General features: G+C 72.7%; 12 protein-coding genes. 8 read left to right on the forward strand and 4 right to left on the reverse strand.

From position 1 onward, the window contains the following. Nucleotides 1-3: 3 nt before the first annotated feature. Together OG509_RS03985 and OG509_RS03990 are read left to right on the forward strand one after the other, a co-directional pair. The gene (locus OG509_RS03985; RefSeq protein WP_406180150.1) at nt 4-1866 is read left to right on the forward strand and encodes a M1 family aminopeptidase; all 1863 of its coding nucleotides are present in this window, start codon (nt 4-6) and stop codon (nt 1864-1866) included. Nucleotides 1867-2030: 164 nt separating this feature from the next. Further along, complete coding sequence (locus OG509_RS03990; RefSeq protein ID WP_406180152.1) at nt 2031-4337, forward strand: immune inhibitor A domain-containing protein; 2307 nt, start codon at nt 2031-2033, stop codon at nt 4335-4337. A 170-nt stretch (nt 4338-4507) separates the two neighbouring features. Here the strand turns inward: OG509_RS03990 and OG509_RS03995 are convergent, their stop codons facing one another. Genes OG509_RS03995 through OG509_RS04010 form a run of 4 tightly spaced genes read right to left on the reverse strand, consistent with a single transcriptional unit; the run spans nt 4508 to nt 9684 of the window. Beyond that, on the reverse strand, nt 4508-5728 hold the full coding sequence (locus OG509_RS03995) for a GDSL-type esterase/lipase family protein (protein ID WP_406180154.1): 1221 nt from the start codon (nt 5726-5728) through the stop codon (nt 4508-4510). A gap of 54 nt (nt 5729-5782) precedes the next feature. After that, complete coding sequence (locus OG509_RS04000; protein WP_406180155.1) at nt 5783-7012, reverse strand: DUF2201 family putative metallopeptidase; 1230 nt, start codon at nt 7010-7012, stop codon at nt 5783-5785. Next, the gene (locus tag OG509_RS04005) at nt 7009-8271 is read right to left on the reverse strand and encodes an AAA family ATPase (RefSeq protein WP_406180157.1); all 1263 of its coding nucleotides are present in this window, start codon (nt 8269-8271) and stop codon (nt 7009-7011) included. Before OG509_RS04005 ends, OG509_RS04000 begins: the two co-directional genes overlap by 4 nt. Nucleotides 8272-8307: 36 nt before the next feature. Further along, nucleotides 8308-9684 carry a hypothetical protein gene (locus tag OG509_RS04010; protein WP_406180159.1) on the reverse strand — a complete coding sequence of 459 codons (1377 nt, stop codon included), beginning with the start codon at nt 9682-9684 and terminating at the stop codon, nt 8308-8310. 206 nt (nt 9685-9890) lie between these two features. On the opposite strand from OG509_RS04010, the gene OG509_RS04015 reads away from it, so the two are divergent. From OG509_RS04015 to wecB, 6 genes are all read left to right on the forward strand, one after another. Further along, nucleotides 9891-11318 (forward strand): alpha/beta hydrolase family protein, encoded by a 1428-nt coding sequence (locus tag OG509_RS04015; protein ID WP_406187454.1) that lies wholly within the window; start codon nt 9891-9893, stop codon nt 11316-11318. A gap of 117 nt (nt 11319-11435) precedes the next feature. Beyond that, entirely contained in the window at nt 11436-12035 is a 600-nt protein-coding gene (locus tag OG509_RS04020) for an acyltransferase (protein ID WP_406180161.1), read from the forward strand. Nucleotides 12036-12464: 429 nt separating this feature from the next. Next, the gene (locus OG509_RS04025) at nt 12465-13643 is read left to right on the forward strand and encodes a hypothetical protein (protein ID WP_406180163.1); all 1179 of its coding nucleotides are present in this window, start codon (nt 12465-12467) and stop codon (nt 13641-13643) included. Further along, a complete protein-coding gene (locus tag OG509_RS04030; RefSeq protein ID WP_406180164.1) occupies nt 13640-14461 on the forward strand; it encodes a WecB/TagA/CpsF family glycosyltransferase in 822 nt (273 codons plus the stop codon). The genes OG509_RS04025 and OG509_RS04030 overlap by 4 nt, the downstream gene beginning before the upstream one ends. Beyond that, nucleotides 14461-15717 (forward strand): nucleotide sugar dehydrogenase, encoded by a 1257-nt coding sequence (locus tag OG509_RS04035; RefSeq protein WP_406180166.1) that lies wholly within the window; start codon nt 14461-14463, stop codon nt 15715-15717. The genes OG509_RS04030 and OG509_RS04035 overlap by 1 nt, the downstream gene beginning before the upstream one ends. 4 nt (nt 15718-15721) lie before the next feature. Beyond that, nucleotides 15722-16831: a non-hydrolyzing UDP-N-acetylglucosamine 2-epimerase gene (gene wecB, locus OG509_RS04040; protein WP_406180168.1), complete on the forward strand. Its 1110-nt coding sequence runs from the start codon at nt 15722-15724 to the stop codon at nt 16829-16831. Nucleotides 16832-16868 lie beyond the last annotated feature (37 nt).

The following is a 16868-nucleotide window of genomic DNA, read 5'->3' on the forward strand; positions in this document are numbered from 1 at the left end:
CGCGTGAGACCTACCCCCCACAAGGCCCTCGCAGCGTGCATATCCGCCTTCGCCGCGCTGGCCACCGCCGCACTGTCCATCACCCCGGCCACGGCCGCGCCGCACCAGGCGTCCCCCGCGGCCGCCGCCTGCACCCCGGGCCAAGTGGTCGCCAACGGCGGCTTCGAGAGCGGCACTTCGCCGTGGACCCAGTCGCAGACCGGCATCATCACCAGCCGCGCCGGTCAGGCCGCGCACGGCGGCACCACCTTCGCCTGGCTGAACGGTGTCGGCCGTACGCACACCGACACGCTCTCCCAGAGCGTCACGATCCCGTCGGGATGCAGCACCGCCACCCTCAGCTTCTGGCTGCACATCGACACCGCCGAGACGACCACGTCGACGAAGTACGACAAGCTGACGGCGAAGATCGGCAGCACGACGCTGGCGACGTACTCGAACCTCGACAAGAACACCGGCTACGCCCAGAAGTCGTTCGACGTGTCGGCCTTCGCGGGGCAGACCGTCAGCGTCGCCTTCACCGGCACCGAGGACTCCAGCCTCCAGACGAGCTTCGTCGTCGACGACGTCGCGCTCGACACCTCCGGTGGCACCACCCCGCCCGGGGACTCCACGCGCACCCCGGCCGCCCCCTCGTACACCGTCAACCTCAGCAGCAACACGAGCGGCACCGTCTGGACCGGCCACGAGAGCGCGAGCTTCACCAACGCCTCCCCCACCCCGCTCAGCGAGGTGTACCTGAGGCTGTGGGACAACTACCACGGCACCTGCTCCGCGATGCCGATCACGGTCAGCAACGTCACAGGCGGCACGGCGGGGGCCCTCTCGGTCGCCTGCACCGCGCTCAAGATCGACCTGCCGACGCCACTGACCCAGGGTCAGACCGCCACGATCGGATTCGACTTGGGCATCACCGTGCCCAGCGGCGCCGACCGCTTCGGCTACGACGGGGCCTTCAGCATGCTCGGCAACGCCCTGCCCGTCCTCGCGGTCAGGGACGGAGCCGGCTGGCACCTGGACCCGTACACCAACAACGGAGAGTCCTTCTACTCACTGGCCTCCGACTTCCGCGTGGCCCTGGACCACCCGAACACCCTGCTCGTCCCGGCCACCGGCGCCTCGGTGGACACCCCCGGCACCAGCGGGCGTACGGTCACCACGGCCACCGCGACCAAGGTCCGTGACTTCGCCTGGGCGGCCGGCCCGTTCGGCAAGATCTCCGGCACCTCCGCCGCCGGCACCCCCATCAACATCTACTCCGTGTCCGGCATCAGCTCGGCCGACTCGCAGTCGATGCTGACCACCGCCAAGTCCGCCGTGGACGCGCACTCGGCGCGGTTCGGCGCCTACCCGTACGGCGAACTGGACGCCGTCATCGACAACAACTACTGGTTCGGCGGGATGGAGTACCCCGGATTCGTCCTCGACCTGGTCAGCACCACGGCGCTCACCCACGAGATCGGCCACCAGTGGTGGTACGGCATCGTCGGCGACGACGAGTACACCAGCCCGTGGCTCGACGAGGCGTTCACGGACTACGCCACCGACCTGGCCCTGAACAAGACGGGCGCCAACTGCTGGAGCAGCGTCTCGTGGGCCTCGTCCGCCGAGAAGATCACCAACTCCATGGGCTACTGGGACGCCCACTCCTCCCGCTACTCCACCGTCGTCTACGGCTACGGCAAGTGCGCCCTGCACGACCTGCGGCGCGTCCTCGGCGACACGGCCATGGCCAACCTGCTGAAGGGCTACGCCACTTCGCACTGGTACGGCGTCTCCACGACCGCCGAGTTCAAGGCCGCCGCGCAGGCCGCCACGACCACGGACCTGACCTCGTTCTGGACCCAGCACCGTATCGACGGCTGACCTGACGAAAGCCGGGGACCGGCCCGGCAACGATTCGCCGCGGTGGGCGCCTTTTCGGCGCCTGCCGCGGCGAACTCATGTGTGCCGACGGCACTCTAGCCGTCACCTGTGACATGTGAAATATTACCTGCGCTTCGACCCAACTCCCCGAAAGGTCCGTCACGTTGCGCAGACTCCCAGCCGTGGTGGCGGCGATATCCCTCGCCCTCCTCGCCACCCCCGCGCTCGCCGCCGCACCCGCCGCCCCGCCCCCCGCGGCGCAGCAGGCCCCTGAACTCTCCCCCGCCCCGCCGTCCGCGCCCCTTGAGGTCCAGCGCCAGAGCCTGCGTCGCCAGGCCCTCGAAGGCGTCGCCGCCGGCACCACCGCGGCCGAGGCTGATGGCACGCTCCCCCGCAAGGCCGCGGTCGGCAAGCGGTACGTCGAACTCGCGCAGGAGCGCAAGGACAAGGTCTTCGTGATCCTGGCCGAGTTCGGCGACCAGGTGGACAACACCACCGAGTTCGAGGGCAAGCCGCGCTTCGGCGGCGCGCCCGGTCCCCGCCACAACACGATCGGCAAGCCGGCGAAGACCGACAACCACACCCTGTGGCGCAAGGATTTCGAGCAGGCCTACTACCAGCAGCAGTTCTTCGGCACCGACCCCGGCGCCGTCACGCTCCGCAATTACTACCGCCTGCAGTCCTCCGGCCGCTACGACATGGACGGCGAGGTCAGCGACTGGGTGCGGCTGCCCTGGAACGAGGCCCGGTACGGCACGGACAACTGCTCCGAGCCCGGCCAGTGCCGCACCAACTGGGACCTCGTACGCGATGCCACCAACGCCTGGTACCACACCGAGCGCGCCAAGGGCCGTACGCCGGAGGAGATCAAGGCCCAGCTGGCCGAGTACGACGTGTGGGACCGCTACGACGCCGACCACGACGGCAACTTCGACGAGCCGGACGGCTACCTCGACCACCTCGTCGTCGTCCACGCGGGCAAGGACCAGACCTGGGGCGGCGGTGACCAGGGCAAGGACGCCGTGTGGGCGCACCGCTGGTTCGCGTGCTGGGACCAGGCCGGCAGTGCGGGGCCCGCGGGCAACAAGGCGGGCGGCGTCCCGGTCGGGGACTCCGGCATCTGGGCCGGGGACTATCTGACAGGTGGCGAGAACAGCGGAGTCGGGCTGTTCGCCCACGAGTTCGGGCACGACCTGGGGCTGCCCGACCTGTACAGCTCCGACGGGGACAACAGCGTCAACTTCTGGTCGCTGATGTCCACGGCCTCCTACCTCGGCAAGGGGCGGAACACCACCGGGGACTACCCCGGCGACCTCGATCCCTGGAGCAAGCTGCAACTGGGCTGGCTGGAGTACACGGAGGCCGACGCGGGCCGCAGAACGCGCGCCGTGCTCGGGGTCTCCGGCTACAACACCGAGGATCCGCAAGCCCTGTTGGTACACCTGCCGCCGTCGGTGACCCGTACCGATCTGACCGACCCGTACGAGGGCGCCAGCCAGTGGTGGAGCGGCACCGGCGACCTCATGGACAACACCCTGACCCGGACAGTCGACCTTTCGGGCGCCGCCGCCGGGCAGAGCGCCCGGCTCGACGCCCGCGTCTGGTACGACGTCGAGCAGGACTTCGACTTCCTGACCGTCGAGGCGTCGACGGACGGCGGCACCGCGTGGTCCCCCTTGCCGGGCACGGTCGGCGGCGCGGCCATCCCGGCGAAGGGGATCTCCGGCACGTCGGGTGGCTGGGCCGAACTCACCGTCCCGCTCGATCAGTTCACGGGCCGGACCGTCCAACTGCGGTTGCGGGTGACCTCGGACGGCAACACCCACGGCAAGGGGGTCGCCTTCGACGACGTACGGATCACGGCGGGTGAGCGGGAGCTGCTGCGCGACGGCGCCGAGGCGGGCGCGAACGGCTGGACCGCTCTGAAGTGGTCGCGTACGCAAGGCCGTACGGGCTCCGCCGAGCACCCGCGCGCGTACCTGGTCGAGAACCGGCGCTACACCGGCTACGGGGCCTACCTCAAGAGCGGACCGTACAACTTCGGTGCCGGGAACGACACGGTGGAGTTCTACCCGTACCAGCAGGGCGTGCTCATCTGGCTCTGGGACACGGCCTACAGCGACAACACCACCAAGGCGCACCCGGGCGCGGGGCTGCTCCTCCCCGTCGACGCACGTCCGGAGCCGCTGCGGAACGCCGACGGCACGCTGCTGGTCGCGCGGGCGCAGACCTTCGACGCGACGTTCTCGACGCGCCCGAGCGACGAGATCGTGCTGCACAAGGGCGGCGTACCGGTGCTGATCCCGTCCCGGCCCGGGGTCCCGGTCTTCGACGACCGGCGGGGCGGCTACTGGAACGCCGACCTGCCACAGGTGGGCGTGAAGGTACCGGATACCGGGACGCGGATCACGGTGGTGAAGGAGGCCTCGTCCGGCGCCCTGACCACGATCCAGGTCAGCCCCTCGCCCTGACGCACGCCCGCTGCGGACAGCCGTCCGAGCCGGACGGCTGCCTGCGGGAGGACCTCACCGAGGAGCGGCGCTCCGCGATCGCCTAGGCCGTACCGGACGGCTGCCACACACCTCCCCGCTGGGTGGTGGAGTGCGGCCACGAACCGGAGGTCGCCCGCCGGGCCGCCGCGCTAGATCGTGCGCTCGGAGGCGAAGGGGCCGCCCGTGCCGAAAGCCCGTTCGGCGAAGCGGGTGCCGATGCGGTGGTGGGAGGCGGCGTCCGGGTGGAGCTGGTCGGGGAGCGGCAGTTCGGCGAAGTCCGCTTCGCCGTACAGTTCGCGGCCGTCCAGGTAGTGGAGGTTCGGGTCCTCGGCGGCTCGCTGCTCGACGATGCGGACCAGCTCCTCCCGGATGACACCGAGGGTCAGCTTTCCGGCGGCGCGCTCCGCCGGATCGCCCGCGGCGCGGAACTGGAGCCTGCCCTCGCCGAGGGTGCTGAAGTCCGGGGCCGTGGGGCCGGGGGTGTCCTCGTGGATGGGGCACAGGATGGACGAGACGACCAGGAGGGGCGCGGTGGGGTGCCCCTCGCGGAGGGTGTCGAGGAAGCCGTGCACGGCCGGGGTGAAGGCCCGCAGCCGCATCAGGTCGTGGTTGACCAGGTTGATGCCGATCTTGACGCTGACCAGGTCCGCCGGGGTGTCCCGCATGGCCCGGGCGACGAACGGGTCGAGCATGGCGCTGCCGCCGAATCCCAGGTTGACCAGGTCCACGCCGCCGAGGGAGGCGGCCAGCGCCGGCCAGGTCGTGGAGGGGCCGGCGGCGTCCGAGCCGTGGCTGACCGAGCTGCCGTGGTGCAGCCATACCCGGCGGCTGCCGTGCGGTAGGGGCTCGACGGGGGCGTCGGTGCGCAGCGCGACGAGCTCGGTGAACTCGTTGTACGGAAGCCAGATCTCGACGTCCTTCGGGCGGTCGGGCAGAGCGCCGAACCGGACGGTGCCGACCGGGCCGGGCCGGGTCTCCACCGACCCGGTGGTCATGTCGACCGTACGGACGTTGCCGCCGGTCACACCGGCCTGCGCGGCGAGGCGGCCGTCCACGAGCAGGTCGTACACGCCGTCGGGACGGGGCGGGGCGCCCACGTAGGCCATCTTGGTGCGGAGCGTGTCGAGCTCGATGACGGTGGCCCGGGTGCGGAACACCAGCCGTACGCCGGAGGGCTGTGCCTCCGCCATCGCCAGTTGCCCGTCGGTGTTCTGCGCGCGGGCCCACGCGGGGAGCCGGTGCGGGAACAGGCCGTGCCCGGTGCGCTCCAGGTCGAGCGCGCCGCGCAGGAGGTCCGCGGTGAGGGGCGTGGTGAGGGGTGCGGTGGTCCCGTCGGAGGGGCCGGGTACGGATGCGTGCTGGTGGTTCATGCCCCCAGCCTGTCAACCGGATGCCGGCTCCGCACATCACTTTCGCGCCCCGCCTCAGCCGATGTCGACCACACGGGCCCAGGCGGGTGGCGTGTCCGGGACGTAGTCGGGGTCGTCCTCGTTCCACGAGCGCTCCCGCGCGAACAGGCCTATCACCGTGCGGCACGGGGGACGGGTGGTGGGCCACGCCGTCTGGCCGTCGGTCAGGACCACGATGACGTCAGGCCGCGCCGCCGACCGGAGGGCCTTCGCGAAACCCGTACGGAGGTCCGTACCGCCACCGCCCACCAGCGGGATGCCCTCGGCGCGGCACAGCGGGTGTGCGATCCGGGCCGCCGCGTCGCACGGCACCACGGTGACCAGGTCCCGGCGGCCGCCCACCGCACGGGAGATCGCGGCGACCTCCAGCAGCGCACTGCCCAGTTCCGCGTCGCTGACCGACGCCGAGGTGTCGATGACCACGCAGACCCGGGGCGGCCTGCGCCGCAGACTCGGCAGCACCGCGCCCGGCACCCCGGCGGAGCGCCGCGCGGGGCGGCCGTACGTGTAGTCCTCGCCCGCGCCGGATCCGGAAGCCGCCGAGCGGACCGCCGCTCCCAGCAACTCCCGCCACGGCTGCGGCGGATGGAAGGCCTCCTCCGCCCACCGCTTCCACCCGCGCGGGGCGCTGCCCGGACGGCCGGTGATGCCCTGCGCCACCCGGAACCGCACCGCGTCCCGCTCCTGCTCGCTGAGCCCGTGCGCACCGTCCTCCCCGAGGTCCCACTCCCGTTCCAGCCCGTCGGCGCCGCTGCCGCAGTCAAGCCACGCCATGTGCTGGGTCGCCGGTCCGAGCCCGAACTGGCGCAGGTAGTCCTCCATGAGCTGCCCCTCGGGCAGCCCCACGGCGGCCGGCTGGACAGCGCCCTCGGGCCGGACCAGCCCGTCGCCGTACACGTCGTCGTTGATCTCGAAGTCCGCCGCGATGTTCATCCGCAGCCGCTCCCCCGGGCCGTGCAGCCCGCGCTCCCTCGCGACCCGGTCGCCGCGCCCGTGGTGGTCGCGCAGCAGGTGCGACACCTCGTGCACCCATACGGCGGCCAGTTCCTCCTCCCGCGTACGGTCCACGAACGACGGCGAGACGTAGCACCGCCAGTGCCGGTCGACGGCCATCGTCGGTACCCGGCGCGACTCCACCGTGTGCAGGGCGAACAGCGCGGTCGCCAGGTAGGGCCGGACCCGGGCGGCGTGCAACCGGGCGGCGAACAGCTTGTCGCGGTCCAGTGTCCCCGCGGCCCCGCTCATCGCGTGCCGTTCGTGGCCGCGACGGCCCGGGCCGTCGCACGGTCCGCCCGCCGGGACAGGGACACCACACCGGCGAGCCGCTCGATCGCCGCCGGTACGTCCCATTCCTCGCGGCGCAGCGCGGCGAGCGCGGTCGCCGGTACGACGACCAGGTCCGGGGCGCCCGTCTCCAGCGCCCGGACCAGGAGCGCCCACGCCGCGTCCCAGCGCGCCTTCTCCGGACGGTTGCGGACCGCCTCCACCACGCCGTCGAGCACCGCTTGCCGCAGATCACCCCGTTCGGGCAGGGCGGCGGCGGCCGGATCGGCGAGCAGTTCCTCGGGGTCCGGGAGCTCCATCCGGTCCAGAGCCGCCAGCAGCTCCAGCCCGGGACCGTCCCCCACCGTGCCCCTGACCAGCAGGGAGAGTACGTCGCGGGAGGAGCCGGCCGCGGTCGCGAAGGCGATCAGGTGCAGGGTCATCTCCCAGCTCCGCGGCGACGGCCAGGGGCCGCCCCGGCGGGTTTCACCGGTGGGCAGCCGGTGTACGAGCCCGGGGCGGGCGGCGAGCAGTCCGCACACGGCGCGGCGGGCGTGGTCCACGGCCTGCGGCAGCGCGGAAGGGTCGAGCCGCGGCAGCGTGGCCCGGGGCCAGGTCCCGCCGAGACCCCGTACGACGACGTCGTGGTCGTGGGTCCAGTGGAGGTGGACGAACCGGTTGGCGAGCGGCGGGCTCAGTTCCCAGCCGTCGGCGGCCGAGGAGCGCGGGTTCGCGGCGGCCACGATCCTTACTCCGGGCGGCAGTTGGAGGGCGCCGATGCGCCGTTCGAGCACGAGTCGGAGCAGGGCGGCTTGTACGGCCGGCGGCGCGGTGGACAGCTCGTCCAGGAACAGCAGCCCCCGGCCGGCCCGTACCAGGCGTACGGCCCAGTCCGGCGGGGCCATCGGAACACCGTGTTGTGCGGGGTCGTCTCCGATGATCGGCAGGCCCGAGAAGTCGGAAGGCTCGTGCACGCTGGCGATCACCGTGGTCAGCGGCAGGTCCAGGGAGGTTGCGAGCTGGGTCAGCGCCGCGGTCTTGCCGATGCCCGGTTCGCCCCACAGGAGAACGGGCAGGTCGGCGGCCACGGCCAGGGTCAGGGCCTCCAGTTGGGTATCGGGACGCGGTTCGGTGGTGGCGTCACGCAGCAGGGACAGCAGTGCGCCGGCGACGTCGAGCTGGGAGGCGGGCGCCGGGTCGGAGGGGGTGTCCGTGACGGCGAACGGGGCGTATGCGGGCATGTTTGATCACCTTTGGGGTTCGTGGTGTGCGCCGGGTCAGCGGCGAGGGTGCGAGCGGCGCTCACGCGCAGGGCGGATGCCCGGGAGCAGATCGCCGGGCTTGGGTCTGGGCCGGGGGCCGGTCAGGTCCGCCCTGAACAGCCCGTACGTGATCCGGCGCCGTGCGGCCGCCTCCAGTTCGTCCCGGAGGGCTCCGTCGCGCAGCAGTGCGTCGGGGCCCAGCAGCCGCTCGACGACGGCCAGCGCGCCGGCGGTGTCGCCGTGGTCGAGGCGTCCGCGTACGCCGGCCAGGCAGTCCGGCCGGCGGTGTGCCTGGTCGATCGCCTGGAGGCAGGGCAGCGGGGTTCCGGTCAGGGCGACCAGCAGTTCCTCCCGCCGGATCTCGGCCGGATCGTGGTCGAGCGGGGCAAGTACCCCGTCGACCAGGCCGATCCGGTGCTGAGAGCCCCTGCACTCGACGAGGTGAGGCTGTCCCGCCCGGTCCGCAGTCCTCGGCGGACCGGGCGGCGCGTGGTCCGGTACGAGCGCCGGGGCGACGAGCGGGTGCAGTCGGCCGGGCTCGATCGAACCGGTGCGGAGCAGGTCGAGGTCGGGCAGGACCCAGGTCGCCGCGTCAGGCAGGACCGGCGGCGCGGGGGCGCCCGAACCCGTGGCGGCTGCCGAGATCCGCATGGCGGCCGGATGGCCGCCGCCCTCCCCCACGAGCTCCAGGTCCAGCCGGCGCCGGGACCCCAGCCGCACGCGTACGGTACTGGTGGCATGCCCCTCGGCATCGAGCAGGATCGCCGCCTCGGCCGCCCAGCGGTCCACGGCACAGCGGTGCACCTGCGGCACAAGTCCCGGTAGATCGGCCTCCGTTGAGGGGAGATCGGCGCCGGATCGGCTGTGGAGCTCAGCGGCCCGTCGCGCGTCCCAGAGGTGGCGGTGCAGGTCGAGGCGGAAGCGCGGGTCGGGGTGGGGATGCGGGTGTCGGCGGGCGCCGGGCCCGGCCCGGGACCCGTCCCACAGCGCCAGGCTGAACCGTTGACCGGCATCGGCCCACGCCGGCGGGGTCCGGGCCACGATGTGCACCGGATCTCCGCCGTCGGCCCGGCCGTACCGGGCCAGGGTGAGGGTCAGGCCCGGCCGCAGCAGTCCGTCGGGAGCGATCCTGGGCATGTGCCAGCGCAGCAGGTCGGGGGCCAAGTGGCGGAGGTCGGCGCGGAGTCGGGCGGCGAGTTCGCGGCCGTGGGTGCGCGCCACGGAACGCAGGTCGAAGTCGAGATCGATGCCTGCGGCGGCGCACGCCCCGGCCCAGTCGCCGGCAAGGCGGCGGGCGGTGGCGGTCGCGATCATGGAGGGCGGCACGGCGAACTCGCGCACGCGCAGCCAGAGGGAGAGACGGGAGGAGCCGTCGGCGGCGGGAGTGAGCATCAGCACTCACCTTGCGCGGACGGGACCCCCATTCCGAGAGTGGTTTGAGTGATCATCGCGCTGACCATAACCCCCCACCGGCCTGGTCTGCCAGGTGTTTTGCGAGCCGCCGTACGCGCCGGGTGCGACTTGGGTCGCAGGGGTTGCCAGACCTGAGAGGGACGCCGGGGGCGGGGCGGGGCTCGGACCATGGCGGGGTGGATGCGATGAACGCGCACGTGCAGATGTCCCTCTGGGAAGCCCTCCTCGTGCTGGGCTCCTTCGCGCTCGTACTGGTGCGGTGGCTTCCTCCCCGCCCCCGGCGGCCGGTCGGCTTCGGGGCGGCGGGGGTGGTCGTGCTGTCCGGGGCCGTGCTCGGCGTACTCGGGCTGCGCTGGCAGATGGTGCCGGTGCTGGCCGGTGCGGCCGCTGCCCTGGCGTTCGCCGTGTCGCCCCTCCTTGGGCGCGCGACGCGCAGGGCTCCGTGGTGGCTGGCGCTGCCGGGGTCGGCGGTGTGCCTCGCGCTGGTCGCCGCGTGCCCGGCGGCGCTCTGGGCCCTGCCCACGCCGGTGTTCCCCGCACCGACGGGCCGGTTCGCGGTCGGCACCAGCGTCATCGAGCTGACCGACCCGGAGCGCCCCGAGAGCGCCACCGCCGCCCCCGACGACCGGCGTACGGTCGTCGCCCAGTTCTGGTATCCCGCTCGGAAGCCCCCCGCGGGCACTCGCCGTGCCCCGTACCTCGGACGCACGGAAGACGAGGCACGCGTGGTCTCCGAGGCGCTCGCCGACTACGCCGGTCTTCCCGGGTTCCTGCTGGACGGCCTCCCGCGCGCCCGCACGCACGCCGCCCACGACGTCCCCGTGGCGGGCGCGGAACGGTTCCCCGTCGTACTGTTCTCCCCCGGCCTGGGCGGGGTGCGCGCCCAGAACACGGCCTGGGCCGAGGAGTTGGCCGGCCACGGCTACGTCGTCGTCGGCCTCGACCACCCCTACGACTCCGCCGCGGTCGTGCTCGCCGACGGCCGCACGATCCGTACGGAGGTCTCGGCGACGGGCGACGACGCCGAGGACGAGAGACGGGCGGCCGCGTGGACGGCGGTCCGCGCCGCCGATCTGAGCTTCGTACGGGCCCAGTTGGGCCGCATCGACAGCGGAGAGGTCCCCGGCCCGCTCACCGGGCACCTCGACACCGCCCGCGTCGCGGCGGCCGGCCACTCCCTCGGCGGCGGCGCCGCCCTCCAAGCCGCCCGCCAGGACCCCGCCTTCGCCGCCGTCATCGACCTGGACGGCTTCCCCCACGACCCGTCCCCGCAGCCCTTCCGCCAGCCGGTGCTCGCGCTCACCCAGGCCATCGGCCCGGACACCGACCCGGACTACCTCCCGCACCTCACCCGCGTCCTCGGCCTCAGCAGCGCGACGACCTACCGGCTCACCGTCCCCGGAGCCGCCCACCTCACCTTCACCGACGCCCCGCTGTACCTGCCGCCCCTCCCCTCGCTCGTCGGCTCCCTGGACCGGACGGAGGGCCCGCGCATCACCGCCGCCGCGAGCCTCGCTTTCCTCGACGCCGCCCTGCGTGACGGCGGGGGCGATCCGGCCGCGGCCCTGTCCGCGTACGGCACCCTCACCGTCCACCGCCCCGGGAGCCGATGAGGTCTCAAGTCCGCTGCGTGAACAGTCGGTTGAACTCCCGGGTGGGTCGGTCGCGCCGTGCATATGCTCCCTCCGTACGTCGTACGCCAGTACTTCGAAACGTAAGGGGACCGCTTCGTGAGTGTCCGCATCCAACCCACCTCCCAGGTCGACGAGAGCGCCGAACTCGGGGACGGGACCACGATCTGGGATCTGGCGCAGGTACGGGAGGACGCGCGGCTCGGGCGCGACTGCATCGTCGGACGGGGGGCGTACGTGGGCCCCGGCGTACGGATCGGCGACAGCGTGAAACTCCAGAACTACGCACTCGTCTACGAGCCCGCCGAGCTCGGCGACGGGGTGTTCATCGGCCCGGCCGCCGTACTCACCAACGATTTCTACCCGCGCGCCGTCGACCCCGACGGCCGGCAGAAGCGCGGCGGCGACTGGGAGGCCGCCGGCGTCGTCGTGGCCGAGGGAGCCTCGCTGGGGGCCCGGTCTGTGTGCGTGGCCGGGGTGCGGATCGGGCGGTGGGCGCTGGTCGCGGCCGGTGCGGTCGTGTCCCGGGACGTACCGGACTTCGCGCTGGTCGCAGGGGTGCCGGCCCGCCGCATCGGCTGGGTCGGCCGGGCCGGGGTCCGGCTGGTGGAGCGCGAGGGCGAGCCGGGCGTGTGGGAGTGCCCGCGCACCGGCGCGCTGCACGAGGAGAAGGCCGGAACCCTGGCCGAGCGGACCTGACGGTACGTCGGCAATTTAGGTCAGTGGCATTTCCGCAAAACCGCAATCAACGAACATCCTTGGGCATACCTTGTCCCTGTACACGGGATCTGAGCAGGCAACAGGCTTTGTTCAGTGGGGGGTTGTACACGACGAGGGCATCGCGGACCAAGTGACGACGGACGGCGCGCAACGCGCCCGCCCGGCGCTGCCGTTCGCGCGTGCTCCGGTCCGGGGCATCGCTGGGGGGATCCAGTGGGCGGCCTCGGACGGTTCGTGCCATCGGGGGGAAACACACCGCCGGCACGTGCGCCGTCATGCGCAAACCCCTCCGAACGACGACCGCCGGGTCTGTCCGAGGAACGAATCAGAGGGGGTAGGTGTGTTGGAGCCGTACAGCTCGGACATACGAAGTGCGCGCAGCACACGGGAAGCCGGGGTGGGGACCCGGTGACCGCAACACGAGCAGCACGATTAGGGGCACTGGCCCACGAGGACCCGTCGCTGCACGCGCTCGCCGAGCGGCTGCTCGCGCTGGCCGAGGCGGGACTGCCCGAGATGTACCTGCCGGGCGCCGACACCTTCGTGTTCACCCGGGCGGGCAAGGTCACATCCGACGGCGTCCGCCGGATGGAGGCACGCGGGACCAGCACCCGGTACGCGGCCATCACCGCGCTGGGGGCGCGGTTCCTGCCCGAGGACCGGCAGCGCGCCCTGTTCGGCGGACACAGCGTCGAGGAGTACGCGGGTCTGCTGGTGGAGCGGCTGCCGGCGGTGACGAACCTCGGCGACGCGGCGCTCATCGCCTGGGCGGCCGCCGAGACCGGCCACCCGAAGCTGGCGGACGCCCTGGCACGGGTGGCCGTACTGGACGTCCCCGGACGTCCGCAGTACACGGTCGAGGCGGCCTGGGTGCTCTCCGCCCTCGCCGCGGCCCGCAGCGCGGCGGACGTGGAGGACCGGATCGCGGTCGCCCGCGACCGGCTGCTGGCGGCCAGGGCCCCCGGCGGCCCGCTGTTCCCGCACGCCACCGGTCCGGGGCTGGTCCCCGGATACCGCTCGCACGTGGCCTGCTTCGCCGACCAGACCTATCCGCTCCAGGCGCTCGCCCGGCTGCACGCGAGCGGCCCGGACCCGGAGGCCCTCGCGGCCGCCGACGCCTGCGCCGCCCGGATCTGTGAGCTCCAGGGGGACGGTGGACAGTGGTGGTGGCACTACGACGCCCGCACGGGCGGCGTGGTGGAGGGCTACCCCGTCTACAGCGTGCACCAGCACGCCATGGCGCCCACCGCGCTGTTCGACCTCGCCGAGGCGGGCGGCACCGACTTCGGCGCCGCCGTCCGCCGGGGGCTGCGCTGGATGACGGACGTGCCCGAGATCAGCCGGCCCGACGGCACTCCGCGCGAGCCCATGATCGTCGAGAAGTACGGGGTCACCTGGCGCAAGGTCTACCGCGGAGACCCCGCCAAGGCCGTCCGCGCCGCCCGCGGGCTCACCACCAAGGTGGCCCCGCAGGCCCGGCTGACCCCGCTCGACCGGGTCTTCCGCCCCGACGTGATCGACCGCGAGTGCAGGCCGTACGAGTTCGGCTGGCTGCTCCACGCCTGGCTCGGGGGGCTGGAGAGATGACCCGAAGGCACGACCCCCAGGGCCGACCACCCCGCCACACCCTCTTCGGCGTCACGCTCGACGCCCTGACCATGGACGAGACCGTGCAGCGCTGCCTCGACGCGGTGCAGCGCGGCGAACAGATCGAGATCGGCATGGTCAACGCCGCCAAACTGGTCAACATGCGGCGCGACCCCCGCCTCGCGGCGGCGGTCTCCGGCTGCGACCTCGTCCTGGCCGACGGCCAGGCCGTGGTGTGGGCCGGCCGTGTCCTCGGCGTCCGGCTGCCCGAACGGGTCGCGGGAATCGACCTGTTCATGCGGCTGCTGGCCGCCGCCGAGACCGCCGGCGTGCCCGTCTACCTGCTCGGCGCCCGGCAGGACGTACTGGAGCTGATGCTCGGCCGGATCGCGGAGCGCTTCCCGGCGCTGCGCGTGGCCGGCAGCCGCAACGGCTACTTCGACGACGCCGACCAGCCGGCGATCGCCGACGCCGTCGCGCAGAGCGGGGCCCGGCTGCTCTTCCTCGGCATGACCTCGCCCAAGAAGGAGATCTTCACCGCCGGCTACGGCAAGCGCACCGGCGCCCACGTCGTGCACGGCGTCGGCGGCTCCTTCGACATCCTGGCCGGCGTCACCAAACGGGCCCCCGTGGTCTGGCAGCGCATGGGCCTCGAATGGTTCTACCGCGCCCTCCAGGAACCGCGCCGCCTCGGCAAGCGCTACCTCACCACCAACACCGCCTTCCTCCTCATGACGGTGCGCGAACTCATCCGCCGTACGCCGTCCGCACTGCCGCCCGCCACATCGTCTGCCGGTTCCGCGAACAGGAGTCACTGATGCGCGTCGTCGTCGTGGGACAGGGATACGTCGGCCTCCCGCTGGCCGTCAGGGCCGCCGAGGTCGGACACCAAGTGATCGGGTACGACGTGGACGCCCGGCGGGTCAAGAGCCTCGCCGCCGGCGAGTCGTACGTGGAGGACGTCTCCTCCGAACGGCTGATCCGGGCGCTGGAGCGCGGCTCGTACCAGCCCAGTGAACTCGCGCGCGACTGCGGCGGCTTCGACGTCGCGGTCGTCACCGTCCCGACCCCGTTACAGGACGGTGCCCCCGACCTGCGCTACATCGAGGAGTCGGCGCACACGCTGGCCCGCTTCCTGCGGCCCGGCGCGACCGTGATCCTCGAATCCACCACCTACCCGGGCACCACCGAGGAGCTGTTCGGCCCGATCCTGGAGGACGGCTCGGGCCTCACCGCCGGCGCCGACTTCCACCTCGGCTACAGCCCCGAGCGCATCGACCCCGGCAACACCGTCTGGGGCTTCCAGCAGACGCCCAAGGTCGTCTCGGGCGTGGACGCCCGCTCGCTCAAGGCCGTCGAGACCTTCTACGCCGACCTCGTCGACAAGACGGTGCCGGTGAGCTCGCCCAAGGAGGCCGAGCTGGCGAAGCTGCTGGAGAACACCTTCCGGCACGTGAACATCGCCCTGGTCAACGAGATAGCCATGTTCGCCCGCCACCTCGACATCGACGTGTGGCAGGCCATCGAGGCGGCGTCCAGCAAGCCGTTCGGCTTCATGAAGTTCACCCCGGGCCCCGGGGTCGGCGGCCACTGCCTGCCGATCGACCCGTCGTACCTGTCCTGGCGGGTCCAGCGCGAGCTCGGCCAGAGCTTCCGCTTCGTCGAGCTGGCCAACGACATCAACAGCCACATGCCCGAGTACGTGGCGCGCCGCGTCATGGACGCGCTCAACACCAAGCGCCGGGCCGTCAACGGCTCGAAGATCCTGCTGCTGGGGCTGGCGTACAAGAAGAACACGGGCGACGCCCGCGAATCGCCCGCGGTGCGCGTCTCCCAGCTGCTCCTGGACATGGGCGCCAAGGTGCGCGCGGCCGACCCCCACGTGGTGGAGGGCCTCAAGGTCGACTCCCGTCTCGTGCGGGTGGAGCCGACCCGCAAGGAGCTGGCCGCGGCCGACGTGGTCGTCCTGCTCACCGACCACGACTCCTTCGACTACGCGATGGTGACCGAGCACGCCTCGTTCGTACTCGACTGCCGCAACCGGCTCTCCGGACCCACCGTGGAGGTGCTCTGACACCATGCCCAGGATCATCTGCGTGGCCGGAGCACGGCCCAACTACATGAAGATCAAACCGGTGATGGACGCACTGGAGCGCCGCGGCGCCGAGGTGGTCCTCGTCCACACCGGACAGCACTACGACGAGTCCATGAACGACGTCTTCTTCCGCGACCTGGGCATCCGCCCGCCCGACCGGTACCTGGGTGCCGGGTCCGGTACGCACGCCCAGCAGACCGGCCGGGTGATGGCGGCCTTCGAGCCGCTGCTGGACGAGCTGGCCCCGGACGCGGTGGTGGTGGTCGGCGACATCAACTCCACGCTGGCCTGCGCCCTGGTCACCGCGAAGGCCGGCCCGCTGCTGGCCCATGTGGAGGCGGGGCTGCGCAGCCGGGACTGGAGCATGCCGGAGGAGGTCAACCGGGTCGCCACCGACCGCGTCAGCGACTACCTGCTGGCGCCCTCCCCCGACGCGGCCGCGAACCTGCGGGCGGAGGGGTACCGGGAGGACCAGATCCACGTCGTCGGCAACGTCATGATCGACACCCTGCTCGCCAACCTGGACCGGGCCAGGGCCTCGGACGTCCTGGACCGCTACGGGCTCACCCGGGGCGGGTACGGTCTGGTCACCCTGCACCGGCCGGCCAACGTGGACGATCCCGCGGCCCTGCGCGGCCTGCTGAAGGCACTGGGCGAGATCTCCGACCGCTGTCCGCTCCTGCTGCCCGTGCACCCGCGGGCGGCCGAGCGGCTGGCCGAGATCGGAGTCCCGGGCGGGATCCGGATGGTCCCGGCCGCCGGATACCTGGACTTCATCGCGCTGCAGGACTCCGCCCGGGTGGTGCTGACCGACTCCGGCGGCGTCCAGGAGGAGACCACCGCCCTCGGCGTGCCCTGCGTGACACTGCGGGAGAACACCGAGCGGCCGATCACCGTCGAGGAGGGCACCAACGTACTGGCGGGAACCGACCCGGAGCGCATCACGGCCACCGTGAACCGGGTGCTCGACGATCCGCCCGCGCCGCGCTGCCCCGAGCTCTGGGACGGGCGCGCGAGCGAGCGCATCGCGCAGGTCCTGCTGGGCGGCGGGACGGCGGGGACGCGGCCGCGGCCCACCGATCTCGCCCCGTAGCCCCGTAGGACCGGCGGCACCGCACCACCGCAAGAAC

The sequence above is a fragment of the Streptomyces sp. NBC_01006 genome (assembly GCF_045162725.1).
GTDB lineage: Bacteria > Actinomycetota > Actinomycetes > Streptomycetales > Streptomycetaceae > Streptomyces.